General features: G+C 34.3%; 18 protein-coding genes and 1 pseudogene. 3 read left to right on the top strand and 16 right to left on the bottom strand.

Going from position 1 to position 19,737, the window contains the following annotated elements:
• Position 1: 1 nt before the first annotated feature.
• From AL499_RS11020 to fdaB, 10 genes are all read right to left on the bottom strand, one after another.
• Positions 2-1,036, bottom strand: a complete 1,035-nt coding sequence (locus tag AL499_RS11020; RefSeq protein WP_002478957.1) for an L-threonylcarbamoyladenylate synthase — start codon at positions 1,034-1,036, stop codon at positions 2-4.
• An 87-nt stretch (positions 1,037-1,123) separates the two neighbouring features.
• On the bottom strand, positions 1,124-1,963 hold the full coding sequence (prmC, locus tag AL499_RS11015; RefSeq protein WP_002478956.1) for a peptide chain release factor N(5)-glutamine methyltransferase: 840 nt from the start codon (positions 1,961-1,963) through the stop codon (positions 1,124-1,126).
• Complete coding sequence (prfA, locus tag AL499_RS11010) at positions 1,950-3,026, bottom strand: peptide chain release factor 1 (protein ID WP_002461245.1); 1,077 nt, start codon at positions 3,024-3,026, stop codon at positions 1,950-1,952. Before prfA ends, prmC begins: the two co-directional genes overlap by 14 nt.
• Positions 3,026-3,625, bottom strand: a complete 600-nt coding sequence (locus AL499_RS11005; protein ID WP_002478955.1) for a thymidine kinase — start codon at positions 3,623-3,625, stop codon at positions 3,026-3,028. The genes prfA and AL499_RS11005 overlap by 1 nt, the downstream gene beginning before the upstream one ends.
• Before the next feature lie 199 nt (positions 3,626-3,824).
• Complete coding sequence (locus AL499_RS11000; RefSeq protein WP_002492359.1) at positions 3,825-4,082, bottom strand: type B 50S ribosomal protein L31; 258 nt, start codon at positions 4,080-4,082, stop codon at positions 3,825-3,827.
• A 116-nt stretch (positions 4,083-4,198) separates the two neighbouring features.
• Complete coding sequence (rho, locus tag AL499_RS10995; protein ID WP_002478954.1) at positions 4,199-5,515, bottom strand: transcription termination factor Rho; 1,317 nt, start codon at positions 5,513-5,515, stop codon at positions 4,199-4,201.
• 189 nt (positions 5,516-5,704) lie between these two features.
• A complete protein-coding gene (locus tag AL499_RS10990; RefSeq protein ID WP_002492362.1) occupies positions 5,705-7,132 on the bottom strand; it encodes an aldehyde dehydrogenase family protein in 1,428 nt (475 codons plus the stop codon).
• Between the two features lie 248 nt (positions 7,133-7,380).
• A complete protein-coding gene (locus AL499_RS10985; protein WP_002478952.1) occupies positions 7,381-7,713 on the bottom strand; it encodes a winged helix-turn-helix transcriptional regulator in 333 nt (110 codons plus the stop codon).
• Positions 7,714-7,844: 131 nt separating this feature from the next.
• Complete coding sequence (locus AL499_RS10980) at positions 7,845-9,113, bottom strand: UDP-N-acetylglucosamine 1-carboxyvinyltransferase (RefSeq protein WP_002461253.1); 1,269 nt, start codon at positions 9,111-9,113, stop codon at positions 7,845-7,847.
• 267 nt (positions 9,114-9,380) lie between these two features.
• Entirely contained in the window at positions 9,381-10,238 is an 858-nt protein-coding gene (gene fdaB / locus AL499_RS10975; protein WP_002461254.1) for a class IIb fructose-bisphosphate aldolase FdaB, read from the bottom strand.
• Positions 10,239-10,442: 204 nt separating this feature from the next.
• On the opposite strand from fdaB, the gene AL499_RS10970 reads away from it, so the two are divergent.
• Entirely contained in the window at positions 10,443-10,964 is a 522-nt protein-coding gene (locus tag AL499_RS10970) for a DUF2529 family protein (protein ID WP_002461255.1), read from the top strand.
• Positions 10,965-11,011: 47 nt separating this feature from the next.
• On the opposite strand, the gene AL499_RS10965 is transcribed toward AL499_RS10970, so the two are convergent.
• The 3 genes from AL499_RS10965 to AL499_RS10955 all read right to left on the bottom strand — a co-directional run bounded on the left by AL499_RS10965 (position 11,012) and on the right by AL499_RS10955 (position 14,434).
• Positions 11,012-12,619 carry a CTP synthase gene (locus AL499_RS10965; protein WP_002478950.1) on the bottom strand — a complete coding sequence of 536 codons (1,608 nt, stop codon included), beginning with the start codon at positions 12,617-12,619 and terminating at the stop codon, positions 11,012-11,014.
• A 322-nt stretch (positions 12,620-12,941) separates the two neighbouring features.
• Positions 12,942-13,463 (bottom strand): DNA-directed RNA polymerase subunit delta, encoded by a 522-nt coding sequence (gene rpoE, locus AL499_RS10960; protein ID WP_002478949.1) that lies wholly within the window; start codon positions 13,461-13,463, stop codon positions 12,942-12,944.
• A 110-nt stretch (positions 13,464-13,573) separates the two neighbouring features.
• The gene (locus AL499_RS10955) at positions 13,574-14,434 is read right to left on the bottom strand and encodes a GNAT family N-acetyltransferase (RefSeq protein WP_002461258.1); all 861 of its coding nucleotides are present in this window, start codon (positions 14,432-14,434) and stop codon (positions 13,574-13,576) included.
• A gap of 157 nt (positions 14,435-14,591) precedes the next feature.
• On the opposite strand from AL499_RS10955, the gene coaW reads away from it, so the two are divergent.
• Positions 14,592-15,392 carry a type II pantothenate kinase gene (gene coaW / locus AL499_RS10950; RefSeq protein WP_002492349.1) on the top strand — a complete coding sequence of 267 codons (801 nt, stop codon included), beginning with the start codon at positions 14,592-14,594 and terminating at the stop codon, positions 15,390-15,392.
• 47 nt (positions 15,393-15,439) lie between these two features.
• Here coaW and AL499_RS10945 read toward each other — a convergent pair whose 3' ends face one another.
• The 3 genes and pseudogenes from AL499_RS10945 to AL499_RS10935 all read right to left on the bottom strand — a co-directional run bounded on the left by AL499_RS10945 (position 15,440) and on the right by AL499_RS10935 (position 18,741).
• Entirely contained in the window at positions 15,440-16,105 is a 666-nt protein-coding gene (locus tag AL499_RS10945) for a DUF2750 domain-containing protein (protein ID WP_002461261.1), read from the bottom strand.
• Positions 16,106-16,366: 261 nt separating this feature from the next.
• A pseudogene (gene ldmS, locus AL499_RS10940) lies at positions 16,367-17,554 on the bottom strand (L-aspartate--L-methionine ligase LdmS).
• Positions 17,555-17,556: 2 nt separating this feature from the next.
• A complete protein-coding gene (locus AL499_RS10935) occupies positions 17,557-18,741 on the bottom strand; it encodes a M20 family metallopeptidase (protein ID WP_002492361.1) in 1,185 nt (394 codons plus the stop codon).
• Between the two features lie 254 nt (positions 18,742-18,995).
• Here AL499_RS10935 and AL499_RS10930 point away from each other — a divergent pair, with 254 nt between their 5' ends.
• Positions 18,996-19,466 (top strand): S-ribosylhomocysteine lyase, encoded by a 471-nt coding sequence (locus AL499_RS10930; RefSeq protein ID WP_002461265.1) that lies wholly within the window; start codon positions 18,996-18,998, stop codon positions 19,464-19,466.
• Positions 19,467-19,737 lie beyond the last annotated feature (271 nt).

The following is a 19,737-nucleotide window of genomic DNA, read 5'->3' as shown; positions in this document are numbered from 1 at the left end:
CTCACTCACCTATCATTCTATTCGCAGCGGCTTTTAGCATACGATTCATAATAGCTTGCGTGCCATCATTAATATCAAAACCATAAATATAGGCCTTGTGAACATGATCCATGTTATCTAAGTCATGTAAAATTTTATATAAATTATGATTAGCTGTTTTAATATCCTGGTCATCTTTGCACAAAGGTATAAATAGGCTTTCAGAAGGTATTTGTTGGCGATAGACTTCAGGAAAAATGAATGCAGCATGTTCCTTGTCCATGATTTCTGGTATATGTTTACCCTTCATTTTTACAATCGTCACTGGTGTGTCAGGTGCATAATGTTTATACTTCATGCCTGGTGCAATGGGTCGAACCATATCATTATAATTACTGTCAACAACTGCATCAGGCAAAATTGCGTTAATCATAGACTGCGTAATCGCTCCAGGTCTTGCTATTTTAAACGGATATGTAGTGCAGTCTAAAACTGTACTTTCTAATCCTTCTTCACTTTGATCGCCATTAATAATACCGTCGATTTTTCCATTTAAATCATGGTAAACATGGTCAAATGTTGTTGGAGATGGTTTCCCACTCGTATTCGCGCTCGGCGCAGCTATAGGTAAATCAACATATTTCAAAATAGCTCTCCCAATTGGATGACTTGGCATTCTAACTGCAATTGAATCTAAACCACCAGTGACTTTTTCACATAAATAGCCTCTTTTTAAAGGTAAAATAAATGAGATAGGACCAGGCCAAAAATAATTCATTAGTATTTGTACTTTATCGGTTATTGTTTCAATAAAAGGCGTTAATTGTTGCTGGTCATAGATATGAACAATTAATGGATTATCACTAGGTCTACCCTTTGCCTCATAAATCTTTGTTACTGCCTCTTGATCCTTTGCATTAGCACCTAACCCATAGACTGTCTCAGTTGGAAGCGCGATTAACCCACCTTGTTCATATACATGCTTGATTTCATCTAAGTATGGATAATCCTCGCTATGATGACTATATTGACGCATATCCCAAATTTGTGTCTTCATCGTTCTATCAAATCCTTTATCATTAATTATAATAAAAAGGTTTTAACTAAGTTTATCAAACATCCCTCGGTACTGTTAGTCTTTCACCTATATCCACTTAAATGAGACAATTCGATCTAAACCATTTATGTCTTTCGTTACCTTAACGTCTAACTTTGGATAACGTTGTAATACAAGTTGTTTTAATTGAAGACCTTGCTGATAACCAATTTCAAAGGTTACAAACGCATCTTCATTTAATACTTTTGGTAAGTCATCTAAAATCGCTTCGTAGATTGCAAAACCGTTATTTTCTGCAAATAGTGCATGATGCGGTTCGTATTTTAAAACTGTATTTGTCATTTGACATGTTTCTTTTTCACTAATGTATGGTGGATTAGAGATTAAGCCATCAACTTTTATATTCTTTTGAATCAGTGGCTTTAACACGTCACCTTGCATAAAGATAATATCAGCGTCTAAATAACTTGCATTTTCTTGTGCAATAGTCAAGGTCTCTTTATATAAATCAGTGGCAATGACTTTCAATTGCGGATTGAGCTTTTTGATCGTAATAGCGATTGCACCACTTCCAGTTCCCACATCAACTATGCTTCCTTGAGAATGACAACCATTAAGAAAATGGAGCATTACCTCCTCAGTCTCCGGCCTAGGAATCAAACAGTTTTCATTAACCTTAAACGGATAACCATAAAACGACTGAAAACCAACTATGTACTGTATTGGTTCACCTAATAGCATACGTTGCACAGCCAAATTGAATTTGGTTTCTTGTGCAATAGTCATTTCATCATACATATGCATTAAATAATCTGTTCTCGTCCAATGAAACAAATCTAGCATTAACCATTCTGCACGTGACTGTTCAAACCCTTTTTGTGAGGTTGATTGGATTGTTTCTGTTAACTTATCTTTAAAGTTCACCATTGTTAAGTTCTTTCAGCTTTTCAGTTTGTTCAGAAAGCGTTAAAGCATCTATAATTTCATCTAATTTACCTTCCATAATTTGATCTAGTTTTTGAAGTGTCAATCCAATTCTATGATCAGTGACCCTACTTTGTGGATAGTTGTAGGTTCTAACACGCTCTGAACGGTCTCCTGTTCCGACAGCTGATTTACGCTGTGCTGCATATTTTTGTTGCTCTTCTTGTAACTTCATATCATACAAACGAGCTTTTAATACTTTAAGTGCTTTTTCCCTATTTTGAATTTGAGATTTTTCTGATGATGTGGCAATGACACCTGTAGGAATATGTGTGATTCTTACTGCTGAATCTGTCGTATTAACGTGTTGCCCCCCTGCACCACTGGAACGATACGTATCAATTTTCAAATCTTCATTGCGAATTTCAATTTCTACATCTTCTACTTCAGGTAATACTGCAACTGTTGCTGTAGACGTATGAATTCTACCACCTGACTCTGTTTCAGGAACACGTTGAACACGATGTGCGCCATTTTCAAATTTAAGTTTGCTATATGCTCCGGCACCTGATACTTGGAAGCTGACCTCTTTGTAACCACCATGATCACTCTCTGTTGCTTCAACTACTTCTGTTCTAAATCCGTTTGCTTCTGCATATTTCGTATACATTCTCATTAAATCGCCAGCAAAAATTGCCGCTTCATCTCCACCGGCTGCCGCACGTATTTCAACGATTACATCTTTGTCATCATTTGGATCTTTAGGGATTAACAAGAATTTTAATTTTTCTTCAAGTAAAGGCAAGGCATCTTTCAAATTAGAGCTCTCTTCTTTTAACATTTCAATTTCTTCTTTATCATCCGTTTCAGATAACATATCTTCTATATCTGATAATTCTTCTTTTTTATTTTTGTATTCTCGATAAACATCAACTGTTTTTTGTAACTCGGCCTGCTCCTTAGAATACTTTCTTAATTTATCCGCGTTATTTACAACGTCTGGATCACTTAACATCTCATTTAATTGTTCATATCGTTCCTCAACAATATCTAGTTGATCAAACACTACAATTCCTCCTTCTCATCATCACTTGGTGCTATAATATGATGCGCTCTACATCTTGGTTCATAACTTTCATTAGCCCCAACGAGTATAATAGGGTCATCTATTTTAGCCGGTTGGCCATTTATCAATCGCTGAGTTCGGCTTGATGGCGAACCACAAACTGCGCAAACAGCTTGTAATTTCGTAACTTGCTCGCTGACCGCTAATAGTTTTGGCATTGGCTCAAATGGTTCACCTTTAAAATCCATGTCTAACCCTGCAACAATAACTCTATGTCCATTTTCAGCTAGTTGCTCAGCTATATCAACAATTTGATCATCAAAAAACTGTACTTCATCGATACCTATCACATCAACATTCGTTAAATCTTGTGATAATATTTCTTTGGCAGCTACAATATTAATCGCTTCAATAGCATTACCATTATGTGATACCACTTTTTCTTTATGGTAGCGATTATCGATTGCTGGCTTGAACACAACTACTTTTTGTTTAGCATAAATTCCTCTACGAAGTCGACGAATCAGCTCTTCTGATTTACCGCTAAACATGCTACCAGTTATACACTCAATCCACCCAGAGTGATATGTCTCATACATGTTAGTTCCACCCTTTTTTAAAAACATAATCGCTTAATTATATCATATTTTACTACTACAAGTTATTCAGAATTTAATTAAATTTATTCAATTATATAAACTTTAGCACGATTACAATATCGTACTTAGATATGTAAAAATACAAAAAACTGTCTGCATCTCTTTATAGATAGATTACGCAGACAGTTGATATTCACTATTAGTTGTTGTTTGATTTGAGACCAAACTTTTTGTTGAATCGTTCCACACGACCATCCGCAGCAGCGAATTTTTGACGTCCTGTGTAGAAAGGATGTGAATCAGAAGAAATGTCTGAACGAATAACTGGGTATTCATTTCCATCTTCCCATTTCATTGTTTCTGATGAAGTCTTAGTAGAACCACTTAAAAATTTGAAGTCTGTAGTAGTATCTAAAAAGATAACTTTGTGATATTCAGGATGAATTCCTTGTTTCATTATTTTCAGCTCCTTTGCCCTGAACCATCTGGAACAGAGTTATTTGTGAGTTTTTACCCAATACTTGATAAGTATAATAGCTTTGATACTAAAACGCAACCCTTTAAAGCAGATTATTAAATAATTGGTTTTCCTGTTTTAGTACTTTCTTTTGCAGCTTGCTGTAATTGCTCAAAAAATTCTTTGTTTGATTTAGAACGTTTTAACTTACGAATAAATCGCTCAGTAAAATCAGTTGAATCTGTAAACATATTGCGCAATTGCCATAATGAATCCAACTCTGATTTACTAATAAGCAATTCTTCTTTACGTGTTGAGCTTCGTCCAATATCAATAGCAGGGAATACACGACGTTCTGCTAATTTTCTGTCTAAGTGAAGTTCCATATTACCAGTACCTTTAAACTCTTCGTAAATCATATCGTCCATTCGTGATCCCGTATCTACTAAAGCTGTCGCTAAAATGGTTAAACTGCCACCAGCTTCTATATTACGTGCAGCGCCAAAGAAAGCTTTTGGCTTATGCAACGAAGCTGGGTCTAATCCACCAGATAAAGTACGGCCACTAGGAGGTATAACTAAGTTGTATGCTCTTGCTAGACGTGTAATGGAATCCATGAGAATGATAACATCTTCCCCTATCTCAACTAAACGCTTAGCACGTTCTAATAAAAGTTCAGCAACTTTAGTATGGTGTTCTGGAGGTTCGTCAAACGTCGAGTTTACTACTTCAGCAGATTCCACTGATCGTTCAATGTCAGTGACTTCTTCAGGACGTTCACCTACAAGTAAAATAAATAATTTTGCTTCAGGTTTATTCACACTAATTGCATTAGCTATTTCTTTTAATAACGATGTTTTACCAGCTTTGGGTGGTGCAACAATAAGTCCACGTTGACCAAGGCCAATTGGTGTAACTAAATCCATAATTCTTGTTGAATAGTTGTGAGAATCAGTTTCTAAAATGATACGTTCTTCCGGATAAAGTGGAGTTAAAGCTTGGAAGTGAGGACGTTTTTTTACTTCTTCGGCGTTCTGATCATTGACGAAATCTACTTGTAATAGACCATAATACTTTTCATTATCTTTTGGCTTTCTAACTTTCCCAGTAACCTTGTCGCCACGTTTAATTTCAAAGCGACGAATTTGGCTCGCAGATATGTAAATATCTTTTTCCCCTTTTGAGTAGTTAACTGTTCTTAAAAAACCATAACCATCTGGCTGGATATCATCTAAAATACCCTCCATGTAATAATTCCCATCTTTTTCCATCTGGGCTTCCATAATGGCTAATACTAATTCTTTTTTATTTAATTTACTGTAATTAGATAACTTTAAATCTTTTGCTTTTTGCGTTAAATCTTTCGTTGTATAATTTTTATAGAGTTCATGAAATGACTCATATTGCGGTGATGTTCTTAATCTTTCAGGCATAGATTGCACCCATTTCATTATATTTTTATAAACGCCAAAAACAAAATGACGTTAAACACTAGATTAAATATAGCAAATTTTCATTTTAATTACAAAATGATTTTATTAACTATAGACAAAATAAAACAGCACAATGAACATTAAACGTTCATTGCACTGTTTCTTTTTATTTTTAAATTAAAATTTAAATTATTTATAATATCCAGCTATAGACTTGATTTCTAAGAATTCATCAATACCATAATCGCCCCATTCGCGTCCAATTCCTGATTGTTTATAACCGCCGAATGGTAAATCTGGTTTTCTGCCTGCTTCATTAATTTCTACCGTGCCAGCTTCAATGCTACGAGCTACTTTAATTAGTGTGTCTTTATCTTGCCCAATCACATAACCAGCCAGACCATATTTTGTATCATTTGCTATACGAATAGCTTCATCTAGATCATTATACGTGATCACAGAGGCAACCGGACCGAATATTTCTTCTTGTGCAATTGTCATTTGATTATCAACATTGACAAATACTGTTGGACGAACAAAATAGCCAACATCCAAGCCTTCAGGTTTGCCAGGACCTCCGTAAAACAATTCTGCGCCTTCAGCAATGCCTTTATCAATATAGGATTGTACCGTATCAAATTGCTTTTTGCTTACTATTGGGCCAACTTCAGTGTCCTCATTACGAGGATCGCCTACCACTACTTGACTGAACTCTTCTTTTAAAGCCGTTAAAAATTCTTCTTTAATACTATTAGGAACTAATATTCTTGTTCCAGCTGTACACACTTGTCCTGTATTATTAACAACTTTACCTTTTGTTGCTTTTGCAGCTTCTTTAATATCAACATCATCAAGGACGATATAAGGTGATTTACCTCCCAATTCAAGTGACACTTTTTTAAAATCATGCGCAGCTTTTTCCATTATTTTGGCACCTGTTGGACCAGAACCTGTGAAAGACATCATTCTTACTTTTGGATGTTCACTTAATGGTGTACCAACGCCTTCACCGTCGCCATTTACCAAGTTAAATACACCTTTAGGAACGCCTACTTTATCGAAAATTTCAGCTAAAATAATTGCTGCAAAAGGTGTCTCTTCAGACGGTTTTAATACGACAGGACTACCTGCTGCAAACGCTGCCGCTAATTTAAGTGATGTTTGATTTGTTGGGAAATTCCAAGGTGTAACTAAACCAGCAACACCAATTGCCTCTTTAACAACTAAATCATCACCACGTTGTTCTTCAAATTGGAAAGTATCTAAAGCATCTCGTGCAGCTTGGAAATGATTAAGTCCCATTTGATAATGTACATTTTCTGATACTGTAATAGGTGAACCTAGTTCATCTGTAATGGCATCAACGATATCGTCTTTTCTATTCTTATATTCAGCAACAATTTTATCTAACAATGCTTTTCTTTCATCCACGCTACTATGTCTAAATGATAAATAAACATCATCTGCAGCTTGGACAGCTTTATTAACATCTTCATTATTTCCTTTTGCTATTTTACCGATTACTTCTTCAGTGGCTGGATTAATAACATCTATTGTTTCATTGCTCGCACTTTCAACCCATTCACCGTTTATATATTGTTTAGTGAAATTTCTCATTGCATATTCACTCCTTAGTAATTTAAGTCATAGTACTTTAATAACCATTGTCCGCTAATTTCAAACATCTTATTGCTCATGCGAGAACGATTATATTAAATAGTTAATCATTAAAAAGTGAAAGCAACTCATAAATATTAATTAGCACTCAATGACCTCCATTAACATAACCTGCTAAGATACAAAAAGTACTCCCTTCATAGCTATATGATTTATCATCTGCTTTGAAAGGAGCGCTGTATTTAAAATTAATTCTGTTGTGGTTCTTCTAATTCAATATATGATTGCGCCCATTTTTCTATAGGCACTAGTGCTTCCGCTAAAGCTTGACCTTTGTTGGTTAGTTCATAAATAATTGACACTGGGCTTGTTGAAATAATTTTCTTTTCAACGAGTCCCCATTCGGCTAAATCTGTAAGTTTAATACTTAATGCTCTTGGCGTTATCGTTTTTAAATCTCGTTTCATATCTGAAAAATGTGCAGAATGTTGTTCGCATCTCGATAAATAATTAATAATTAAACCGTTCCAACTTCTTCCTACAATTTTAAAGGTTTCTTCTAAATAAGGACAAATTTCCAATATGCTCACCTCAATTCTATCTGCTTCTATGTTGATACTTACTAAACTTGCATTTTCAATTTATTTCCCATACGTTTGCTCATTAATAATTATCCAATGAATTGTACAACTTCGATATAAATAGTATACCACTAATCGACTTTCTCCGTCCAAATATCTGCGCCTAGCTGTTCTAAATGCTCTACTATATCTGTGTATCCTCGGTAGATATGTTTAACATTATAAATGGTCGTTACTCCTTCAGCAATCAATCCTGCAATAATTAGACAAGCACCTGCGCGTAAATCACTTGCATAGACTTCTGTACCATGAAGCGTTGAAGGTTTAATTGTGGCTGTACCGGTTACTTCATCTGCTTCAATATTAGCACCCATATGTTGTAATTCCTCTACATGTTTGAAACGAGCTGGATAGATTGTTTCTGTGACAAAAGAAGGCCCACTTGCTTTAAATAATAATGGTGTAATCGGTTGTTGAAGATCTGTAGCAAACCCTGGATAAACCAATGTTTTAATATCTACATTTTTATATTTTGCTTTACCTTTTATGATTGCATATTCATCTTCTACTGTAATATCAACACCTAATTCTTGTAGTTTAACCATTAAAGCTTCAACGTGTTTAGGTACGATGTTATTTATCTTTACTTCTTGTCCACAAGCAGCCGCCATACACATATAAGTTCCCGCTTCGATTCTATCGGGTATCACCTGATATTCAGAACCATGTAATGCATCAACACCTTTAATTTTTAATGTACTTGTACCAGCACCTTTGATGTTAGCACCCATGCTCATTAAAAAATTAGCTACATCTACTACTTCTGGCTCCTTAGCTGCATTTTCAATAATCGTTTGGCCTTTAGCATGTACAGCAGCAAGCATAATATTGATTGTCGCACCAACACTTACCATATCTAAAAAGATAGTAGTTCCTATAAGTTCCTTTGCTTCTATTTTCATAGAAGTATCACTTGATTCATCAATTTCTGCGCCTAATGCTTTAAAACCTTTGATGTGTTGATCAATCGGGCGGGGTCCAAGCGGACAGCCACCAGGCAAGCCAATCACACATTTTTTAAAGCGACCTAACATCGCCCCCATCATATAATAAGAAGCTCGCAATGATTCAACTTTATTATTTGGCAATGGTGCATTTTTAATTTCTGTAGTATCAACTTCTAAAACTGTGTCATTAAGTTGTGTTTTAATATTTAAATCCTCTAATAAGCTTACTAGCGTTTCTACATCAGAGATTTGTGGTAATCCGTCTAATTGCACTTTACCTTGTGCAAGTAAAGTAGCTGGTATGATAGCAACCGCACTATTTTTTGCACCACTAATATTGACTTCTCCTTTAAGCGTTTGACCACCACGAATTTTGATTACCTCTTGAGTCATATGATTAATCTCCTTTGTTTCTCTAGATATTTAATAAAATTGTACATAATCCATTCAACAAAATACAATATTTAACATTATAAATATTGTACTTCGCTGCTTTGTTTTTATTACATTTAGTAGTCCAGCTAATATATAATATCGCCAGCTCCCCCAATTTTTTATAATGTAATAAGTTTAATTATCGTTTAGTAAAATTCTTCATTTATTATAGCATAAAAAATAAGCCATTAAACCCGTAGGCTCAATGACTTTTTTATGTTGCACTTATTTCGCACGATTAGAAGTACCAAATTCTCTAATTTTACCTTTTACTGTTTCTTTAATTGCTTCACGCGCTGGCCCTAGATATTTACGTGGATCATAAACGTCTTGGTCTTTATTTAATACATCGCGTACCGCTTTTGCAGATGCAATTTGGTTTTCAGTATTAACATTAATTTTTGCTGTTCCATATGGAATTGCTTTTTGAATATCTTTAGTAGGGATACCAGTACCACCATGTAGTACTAATGGTAAACCAGTTGAAGCTCCAATTTCTTCCATTTCTTTAAATCCTAATTTAGGTTCGCCTTTATACGGTCCATGAACAGAACCTAAGGCAGGTGCTAAAGCATCTATTCCAGTTTTTTCAACAAGCTCTTGACATTCTTTAGGATCAGCATAGATTATGCCGCCAACAACATCATCTTCTTGACCACCAACCGTTCCTAATTCAGCTTCAACAGATACACCATGTTGATGCGCATATTCAACCACTTTTGATGTGATTTCAATATTTTCTTCAAACGGGCTGTGTGAAGCATCAATCATCACTGAGGTGAAACCAGCATCAATCGCTTCTTTACACTTATCAAAGCTTGAACCATGGTCTAAATGTATTGCCACAGGAATCGTGATATTTAAATCATGTATTAAGCCCTCAACCATTTTTACTACAGTGTAAAAACCACTCATATAGCGTGCTGCACCTTCTGAAACTCCAAGAATAACTGGTGCTTTTTCTTCTTGAGATGCTTCTAAAATTGCTTGAGTAAATTCTAAATTATTTAAGTTGTACTGACCCACAGCGTAACCATTTTCTTTTGCATCGATTAACATTTCTTTCATTGAAACTAAAGGCATGAAAGTTCCTCCTTGTTGTGCATATGCACGATTTGTTTGTTTATTATACCAAATTTATATTAGTAATGCATTGGAATATACTTTGTTTTCTGAATATATGTTTTTATCATTTATCATAGCCTACAATGTCATTATTAAAGTATCTAACTTATTGAATATTATATTGCATCGTTTTACACTATTATCATAGAATGGAGGATTTAAATGTCTAAAATATTAAATACACAGCTAACTGGTATTTTTAATCGCATAGAAAAACAAGCTATGGAAATTCAAATGGCTGCTCAATGTATCGTACAAGCTATTGGTGGAGAAGGTTTTGTCTATATTAAAGGATATGAAGATTTGGCATTTTTTGAGCCCTTTATATTACAAAGCCAAGAACGTTTGCGATCGAGTCGTCAACTCTCAACATTAAACAGTTTTGATGATTTAGATACAACAGATAGAGTATTTTTATTTTCACCTTTTTATAATGAAGCTGTTGCTCAAGATATATCCGCTTTACTTCAGCGCGATATTGATATTGTACTCGTTAGTAATCGCCCTAAATCAGACGATTTCCCAGAACACTTACTACATTTTATTAACTTATCGACACCGAGACCTATCGTCTATACTGAAGATTACGATAAAATTGTCCAACCACACTCAATGGCATTTAATTATATTTATTATGATATTTACACTCAAATGGTGGAAATGACACGAGATTTAGAGTTATAGAAATAAAGCACATCTAACCTTATCACAGCTAGATGTGCTTTGTTACATTATTTATTTTGATATTTATAAGCTGCCTCAACAAACGCCTTAAATATAGGCTGAGGTCTATTCGGACGAGATAAAAATTCTGGATGGAACTGACAAGCAATAAAGAAATCATTTGCTGGAATTTCAACCATTTCAATTAAACGGCCATCAGGACTTGTACCAGAAAAGACCATTCCTTTATCTTCAATTTGTTGACGATAATCATTGTTAAATTCATAACGATGTCGATGTCTTTCTTCAACGTGATCTACACCATAAATATCGTATGCTAATGTATCTTTTTTAATTTTACTTGGATATAAGCCTAAGCGTAATGTACCGCCTAAATCTTCAATGTCTTTTTGTTCAGGCAATAAATCAATAATTGGATGTGGTGTATTTGGATCTAATTCTGCAGAATGTGCGCCTTCTAATCCTAGCACATTACGTGCAAATTCAACCGTAGCTAATTGCATACCTAAACATATTCCAAAATATGGTACGTTATTTTCTCGTGCATATTTAATTGCAGCGATTTTTCCTTCACTCGCTCGGAATCCGAAACCACCCGGGACTAGGATACCATCCACATCACTCAGATAACTCGCAACATTTTCATCTGTAACCACACTAGAATCAATCCATTTTACTACGACATCTTTTTTCAATGGATAACCTGCATGTTTTAAAGCTTCAACAACTGATAAATAGGCATCTTGTAAACTAACATATTTTCCAACTAAGCCAATAGTGATCGTTCCATCTAAGTGATTAACAGTATCTAATAGATATTGCCATTCATCTAATTGCGTATCATATTTAGCATCTAAGCCCAAACGTCGAATAACGATATCATCCATATTCTGTGCGCTAAGTTGCAGTGGAATTTCATATAGCGATGACGCATCTCTACACTCAATAACACTCTCTTTATTGATATCACAGAACAATGCAATTTTATCTTTTAAGTCTTGAGTCATTTCATATTCAGAACGAACGACAATCAAATCAGGTTGTATACCTAATCCACGAAGTTCTTTAACACTGTGTTGTGTTGGTTTTGTTTTCATTTCGCCAGCTGCTTTAATAAATGGTAATAATGTACAGTGAACATACATCACATTATCTCTACCTAAATCACTGCGAATTTGTCGTATAGCCTCAATAAATGGTAAAGACTCGATATCACCTGTTGTTCCGCCTATTTCTGTTATTACTACATCTGCATTAGTACTTTCACCAGCCAGTAATAAACGTTCTTTAATTTCATTTGTAATGTGTGGAATGACTTGAACTGTACCACCCAAGTAGTCACCACGACGTTCTTTTTTCAAAACATGTGAATATACTTTCCCAGCTGTTACATTAGAATACTTATTAAGATTAATATCAATAAAGCGTTCATAATGTCCTAAATCTAAATCGGTCTCTGCACCATCGTCCGTTACAAAAACTTCACCGTGTTGATAAGGACTCATCGTACCTGGGTCAACATTTAAGTATGGATCAAACTTTTGTATTGTAACTTTTAATCCTCTGTCTTTTAATAATCTTCCTAGAGAAGCAGCTGTAATACCTTTCCCTAGAGATGAAACTACGCCACCTGTTACAAAAATAAACTTTGTCATATTTTGACCTCCTGCATATATAAAGGGTTGCTTTCTTTATTTAACACTTTTTAACAAGTCTTGATTATTAAAATATTCCATTCAAAATGTATAGTTATAATTTAAACTTTTATTCATTTCCTTCTCTATACATTTAATGCTGAAATAATTTTTAAAATAAAAAAATCGCTCCCTCTCACATCCATTGTAAGGGGAGCGCATAACATTTATACACGTGTCCTAATTAAAGGAGCCCGAATAAAATTTTATCATTTTTTTAATAAAAGTCAATTGTCAATTTTATTAACTTAAGCAAAGCCTTACCATTCAAGGCCTCACTAAATTAAAATTTTTCTTCGTCGTCAATTTCCTCTTCGTCGTCTAAATCTTCATCATCTTCATCTAAAACAATATCTGTTTCATTCATTTCATCTTCTACTGGTTCATTGTCATCATCATCTAATGTTTCTTGATCGTCAGTTTGAGCTGGAATATCATCGTCGTCATCCATTTCGTCTTCGCCCAATAATTTAAGATTTTTATCTTCTTCATCTTCATCATCTAAAATATCAAATTTTTGAATTGTTGGTGCAATCTTTTCTTCGATATCATCTACTGAGTACCAGTCACGTAATCCCCATTCATTTTCACCAACATTTAAAAAGCGTCCATCAGTATTTAAATCAGTATAGAATTGCACAACTCGATTTTCAATTTCCTCGTAATCATAACCACCTAAAGATCTAAATTCATCAATAATATCATATAAATTCATTGTTGCGCCTTTTTCATGTAATAACGTATAAGTCATATCAATGAATGATCTCTCATCGATCATTTCTTTTGTGTAATCTTGAATTTTCATTAAAAAATACTTCCTTTCACAGGATTTTTTGAAATTTATAAGTTATTTTGCATTTATTAATAGTAACAAAATTAAATTATAAATGACAACTCTTGATTTCGCAATGTCTACTAATAATTAATATACTTTTCAAAAATTGCGACATCTTCTGATTGTTCAATCTCAACAAATCCACTATTCTGACATAACGGTTTTAATTCATTATGTTCACCAAATAACATTATATTTAATGTTTGTATATTATTAAAATGTTTTCTAACATACGTTGGTAACTGACGCAATGCGCTTTCAGCAATGCCTGATTGTCTGTGTTCTTTATTAACTTCTATTGCAGCTATATTCATTCTTGTCGCATGCTGTTCTACAGCTATAAATCCTACTTTATCCCCGTCTTTCAATAAGTCTATGATTTGCACTGTTCCAATACTAGATTGACTATTGGCTTGTAACTTTAGTGAAGACACATGTTTCGTATCTAAATCTAGATAATATAATCTTTCCTTCCCTATTGGCCCTTCCTCTTTAGTTGCTGTATGAATAAAACCAGCACGCTCGTATACATTCCATGCACTTTGATTTTCAGTATCAACCACGAGGTACAAGTGATTAAAATCTGGAAATAATAGTTGAACATATTGTGGAATATGCATCATCATTGTAGTGCCATAGCCACGTCCTTGATATTTTTCATTTATTGATAATGATCTTACATAAACGACATTTTCTGGTGTATCGTATCCTTCATGTTGATAGTAACGATGTAGTATAAAGAATCCAACCACATCTCCTTGTTCATTTATAGCAATGTTAGCGACACGATTTTCATCTTCTAATGCTTCTTGAAGCACTGTTTTAGGTAATGATGAATAAACTTGTTGTCTTTCGCTTAATTCAAAATCTAAAACATGTTGTCGATAACGTTCTTCAAATACCTGAATTGTTATATTATCATATTGCTGTTTTATAACCATAATCTATCCCCTTATTTCTAACATTGTTAGCCTTCTGACTACTTATTTAAATTTTATCATATCATGTTATACCCTAATTTTTTTAATTTCTACTTGTATTTCAGTGATTTTATTATACTATAAACATTGACCCTAATTAATTGCAGAGGTGAAAGAAATGAATATCGGTATCGATGCAGGTGGAACATTAATCAAAATTGTTCAAGAAACGCCTGATGAACGTATTTATAAAACAGAATTAACTACAAATATACAACAGGTAATTCATTGGTTGAAAAATGAATCATACGATTCTTTAAGCTTAACAGGTGGTAATGCCGGAGTCATTGCTGAACAACTTGATCACCCTGTGCAAACCTATGTTGAATTTGATGCTTCTTCTAAAGGTTTAAGCATGTTACTTAAAGAACAAGGCCACGATATTGACCAATATATTTTTACTAACGTAGGAACTGGGACGTCTATCCATTATTATGATGGGATATCTCAACAACGTGTTGGGGGTATTGGTACAGGTGGCGGTATGATACAAGGTTTAGGATACCTTTTAACTCAAATATCAGATTATGAGGCATTGACAACTTTAGCTCAACAAGGTGATCGAAATCATATTGATTTAAAGGTCAAACATATTTATAAAGATACCCCACCTCCTATACCAGGCGAATTAACTGCCGCAAATTTTGGTAATGTCCTGCACCATTTGGATGCAAATTTTACATCAGCAAATCAACTAGCATCGGTTGTCGGTGTTGTTGGCGAGGTAATCACAACGATGTCCATTACTGTAGCTCGTGAATATAAAACAAATAATGTCGTGTACATCGGGTCATCCTTCAACAATAATCCATTGTTAAGAGAAGTCATTGAAGATTATACTAAGTTAAGAGGTTGTCAACCATATTATATTGAACATGGTGCCTTTTCAGGAGCCATTGGTGCTATTCATTTATCATAATAGCAAACGCCCTTCAGCATTTGCATCGAAGGGCGTCATTCATCAATTTAAAATGTTGCTTCGTTTGACAAGTACTGTGCCGAGACAATAGTACCAACCACACCGGGTTTCAAGTCAATAGCTACAGCTTTATTATCATCTCTTAATTCATCTAACCACTCACCAAAAACGCTACTTTCTACTTCTATAAGTTCGCATTCTTCAAAATCTTGATCTCGTACTTTCAAAGCGCGCCCTTTCATACTCCAAACAGGCATAATATATGGTTTTTCTTTTTTATCATCCCCGATTAAAATAAAAGATTTTTGTCCTTTTCGAGTTAGTCCAAATACTTCATCATTTTTTGCTATATCTTTAACAAATTCTTTAGTGCGAATGCGATCTAATTCTGTCATGATTTCATCAGTTGTATCAACGACGTTAATCAACTGGCCAGGATGATTTTCTGAAGCATTAATAACCACTTTGTCTCCTTTATCAAATAAATCATCAAGCTCATATGTCGCAAAGGTATCAATGTCAATTTGAACTACTTTATCATAATCTACCTGATGATCTTCAAGGAATGTGCGCGCCATGTATTCATTCGTCCATGCTGCTGGATATAATTGACCTTGATAATAAATCCTTACTAATTTTTTAGATGTACTCGCAAAGAAAAATTCCTCATTGATTAATATATCTTTGAAAAATGTTTCATTTTTAAATGACATGTAACAACCCTCAATTCATTTTAATTTATTCCAAATTTTAAATGACTCGTTTTTGATAGTCAATAAAGCTTGGACATCATTATGTTTTAAGATACGAACTAAATATTGGCAATAGTTGACTGGACTGAACATACGCTTATACTAGGCCTTTTCCAATCCTGGTCAACCTTGCCGGTGCATGACTATGAATTCATAATGAATGCTGCCCCGCTCCCTAACTATTAAATTAAAACAAATGTCTGATTGTACAGTATTTATTATTTATAAATCTAACTCCTCATAAAATGCTTTAATATAATGATCTATTTCTGTTTTGCTATTCCCATGCCAAATACAGCCAAATCTAGAATTAACTTTATTTTTACCATACCAATCACCATCATAATAAGATAGTGGGTACAATACGCCTTTTTTTACAAATTTTAATATAGTATTAAAAAAGTGTTCATTATCACCTTTAGCTACATAGCTATAAAACTTTTGATAATTTGGATGTAGCTCATCTTCTAATAGCAACATACTCGTAGAACCATTTTGTCTAAAATTCAAATCAATCGCAAAGACATCTCCATGTTGATCTAATAATAAATCAAACCCTGCCACTCCAAAGAATCCTTGTTTTACACCTATTTCCATAATTTCGTAACCAGCGTTTATCACTTGCTGAGGTATATCATGGACATTCTCGTTACCAGCATAAAAGCCATATTTATTTGTAAGTTGCTGTGCGGTTCCTAAATACTGGATACCTAACTCTGAAGAATAAGAGAACTGAACACAATAATTGTGAACCTCTTCGATTTTTTGTTCAATAATCAAATGTGATGTAGCTGCTTCTGCTTCAAAAATACGTGTCATTGCTTTTTGCAAATCATTTTGATGATAACAAATCATAACACCATATCCTCCTGCAGTTGGCAAATCATCTCCAGGTTTAATAACAAAAGGAAATGTCCAATCTTGAACTCGCGCTTTAAAATCTTTGATTGATACAATTTCTCTGTTAGGCAAGTAATGATGATTCGTCCATTCAGGAATGCGCGCTTTATTATTTAATGCGACAAATGTATCCTTATTTAAAGCGTAATAAGAAGATTCAAGTACATCTTCTCCATGTATATATTGAAAATAAATCTTTTTCCCTTCTTGATAAGCGAGATGTTGAATAAGCGATTCATAAGATTGCTGATCATGAAATTTATAAATTGAGGTCGGTATCGTTTTTCCTATAGTATTAAAAAGTGCTTCCAATTTATCGGTAACACTGGCTTCGTGTACGATTACAGGTAATTGATTAGCTATCAATAACTCTCTACCGGTCAAAAAATTCGATTGATGTTCTTATGTTTCTAACCATGGATTAGAAACATAAGAGGGTCTTGATGAGTAAACAACATTGTCTGCGTATAAATCACTAAGTGTAAGTAGTTGATTTTGCTTATTTTTCACCATTATTTGTTATTCCCCTTTATATGAGAATGCTGTTCGACTATAGCCTCAAACAGCGGTTGATTTTCAATTAACTCTAGACCCATCAATGCAATAATTTTTGCACCTCGAACAACCGCTTGATCTCCATGTACACTTGCAGCAGCTTCTCTAAAACGATGTGTATGACCAACTAAGTTTCTTGAGCCTATTTTGATATGTGGATGTATCGTAGGAACGACATGACTCACATTGCCAGTATCCGTAGATCCATATCCAAAATCGTCATGGCTGACTGCTTCACCTATTTCAATGGCATACTTTTCAAATAATGCATCTAATCTAGGTGTTTTAATAAATTCATTTACGCCATTTTGAATAGGCCCAAATTCATAATCGCACCCCGTTTGAATTGAAGCACCACGTGCAGTTTGTTTCACGCGTTCTGTTAATACATCTAATTCTTTGCGTGTTGTTGCGCGTGTATAAAAACGTGCATGAGTAAAATCTGGAATGATATTTGCTGCTTTGCCACCATCTAAAATCACACCATGTACTCTTTGATCTTTCTTAATATGTTGTCTGAGTTGTGCCACACCATTAAAATAAGAAATCATAGCATCTAAAGCATTGAGCGCTTCATCTGCATTTTCAGAAGCATGTGCACTTTTTCCGTAAAATTTAATATCCAAAACATCTACTGCTAATGTATTGATGGTTGGATATGTTTCGTTGCCAGGGTGAATCATCAATGCTATATCAATATCATCAATCACGCCGGCTTTAACATACGATGCTTTTGCACTTCCATTCTCTCCACCTTCTTCTGCTGGACAGCCTAAAACGACTACTTTACCACCAATTGAATCAATCGTTTGCTTTAATGTCGATCCAGCCAATACACTCGCAGTACCTATAATATTGTGGCCGCATGCATGTCCTAACCCAGGTAAAGCATCATATTCGGCTAAATAACCAATCGTTGGACCTTCACGTTCTGAATCATAAGTGGCTATAAATCCTGTTGCATGACCTGCGATATCTGTCTCTATCTCAAATCCTTGTTCAGCTAGTTTCTCTATAAGTATTCGAGACGCAAAAATTTCTTCATTTCCTAACTCCGGACGTTCATGTATTCTATGACTGATTTCTATATAATCGTATTTATTATTTTCGATATAATCCAAAATTTTTTGTTTACTGTTCATTATTACAACTATCTCCCTTACGTAACCCAAATAATCGAACAACATCTTTTACCCAATATGTTTTTTAATTAATCATTACTTATTTTATCGGAATAATACTTGATTGTCATTATATTTACAAAATTTTCTAACAATAATGTTCTATACCCGCCTCAACGGCATATGATGCATTAGGTCAAAATTGTCATTATACAGTCGTCTTGTTACAATCAATATATTAGATAAGTTTTAAAAGTAATTTAGGAGGATGTCAAATGGCAAAAATGAATGTAGAAAGTTTTAACTTAGATCATACAAAAGTTGTCGCGCCTTTTGTGAGATTAGCAGGTACGATGGAAGGCTTAAACGGTGATGTAATCAAAAAATATGATATCCGCTTCAAACAACCAAATAAAGAACATATGGAAATGCCTGGTTTACACTCACTTGAACATTTAATGGCTGAAAACATTAGAAACCATACTGACAAAGTTGTAGACTTAAGTCCAATGGGTTGTCAAACCGGTTTCTATGTATCCTTTATTAATCATGACGATTATAATGATGTTTTAAATATTATTGAAAAAACATTAAATGACGTATTACAAGCTAACGAAGTTCCAGCTTGCAATGAAGTACAATGTGGATGGGCTGCAAGTCATTCATTAGAGGGTGCAAAAGAAATCGCTAAAGCGTTCTTAAACAAACGCAATCAATGGCATGATGTGTTCGGTGAAGCTAAATAATTAGTTACAATATCCTGGATGATAAATCTCAAAATTCGCTCTAGGGAGCGGGACAGAATTCAAAAATGATTTTTGTCCCGACCCCTAGAGTTTTTTATATCACGTATTAATATTTCTAAGTGCAGTACTCCATCTTATTCCAATGGATAGTAACCGATATTTTATTTTCGAATATTTCTTAATTGGATACTCGCGATTCAACTTATCCTAACCCTACTTAAAGTTTTGCTCTCAAAACGATGTATATGCATGTGAACTGGCATTTTATTAG

Origin of the sequence: Staphylococcus lugdunensis (genome assembly GCF_001558775.1) — a bacterium.
Taxonomy (GTDB): domain Bacteria; phylum Bacillota; class Bacilli; order Staphylococcales; family Staphylococcaceae; genus Staphylococcus; species Staphylococcus lugdunensis.
The sequence above is the reverse complement of the archived record's forward strand: the minus strand, read 5'-3'. Positions and strand labels throughout refer to the sequence as shown.

Coding starts and splice junctions, on each gene's coding strand:
- AL499_RS11020 (WP_002478957.1), bottom strand. CDS start 1,036: ATGAAGACACAAATTTGGGATATGCGTCAATATAGTCATCATAGCGAG.
- prmC (WP_002478956.1), bottom strand. CDS start 1,963: ATGGTGAACTTTAAAGATAAGTTAACAGAAACAATCCAATCAACCTCA.
- AL499_RS11005 (WP_002478955.1), bottom strand. CDS start 3,625: ATGTATGAGACATATCACTCTGGGTGGATTGAGTGTATAACTGGTAGC.
- AL499_RS11000 (WP_002492359.1), bottom strand. CDS start 4,082: ATGAAACAAGGAATTCATCCTGAATATCACAAAGTTATCTTTTTAGAT.
- rho (WP_002478954.1), bottom strand. CDS start 5,515: ATGCCTGAAAGATTAAGAACATCACCGCAATATGAGTCATTTCATGAA.
- AL499_RS10990 (WP_002492362.1), bottom strand. CDS start 7,132: ATGAGAAATTTCACTAAACAATATATAAACGGTGAATGGGTTGAAAGT.
- AL499_RS10980 (WP_002461253.1), bottom strand. CDS start 9,113: ATGACTCAAGAGGTAATCAAAATTCGTGGTGGTCAAACGCTTAAAGGA.
- fdaB (WP_002461254.1), bottom strand. CDS start 10,238: ATGCCTTTAGTTTCAATGAAAGAAATGTTAATCGATGCAAAAGAAAAT.
- AL499_RS10970 (WP_002461255.1), top strand. CDS start 10,443: ATGTCTAAAATATTAAATACACAGCTAACTGGTATTTTTAATCGCATA.
- AL499_RS10965 (WP_002478950.1), bottom strand. CDS start 12,619: ATGACAAAGTTTATTTTTGTAACAGGTGGCGTAGTTTCATCTCTAGGG.
- rpoE (WP_002478949.1), bottom strand. CDS start 13,463: ATGAAAATTCAAGATTACACAAAAGAAATGATCGATGAGAGATCATTC.
- AL499_RS10955 (WP_002461258.1), bottom strand. CDS start 14,434: ATGGTTATAAAACAGCAATATGATAATATAACAATTCAGGTATTTGAA.
- coaW (WP_002492349.1), top strand. CDS start 14,592: ATGAATATCGGTATCGATGCAGGTGGAACATTAATCAAAATTGTTCAA.
- AL499_RS10945 (WP_002461261.1), bottom strand. CDS start 16,105: ATGTCATTTAAAAATGAAACATTTTTCAAAGATATATTAATCAATGAG.
- AL499_RS10935 (WP_002492361.1), bottom strand. CDS start 18,741: ATGAACAGTAAACAAAAAATTTTGGATTATATCGAAAATAATAAATAC.
- AL499_RS10930 (WP_002461265.1), top strand. CDS start 18,996: ATGGCAAAAATGAATGTAGAAAGTTTTAACTTAGATCATACAAAAGTT.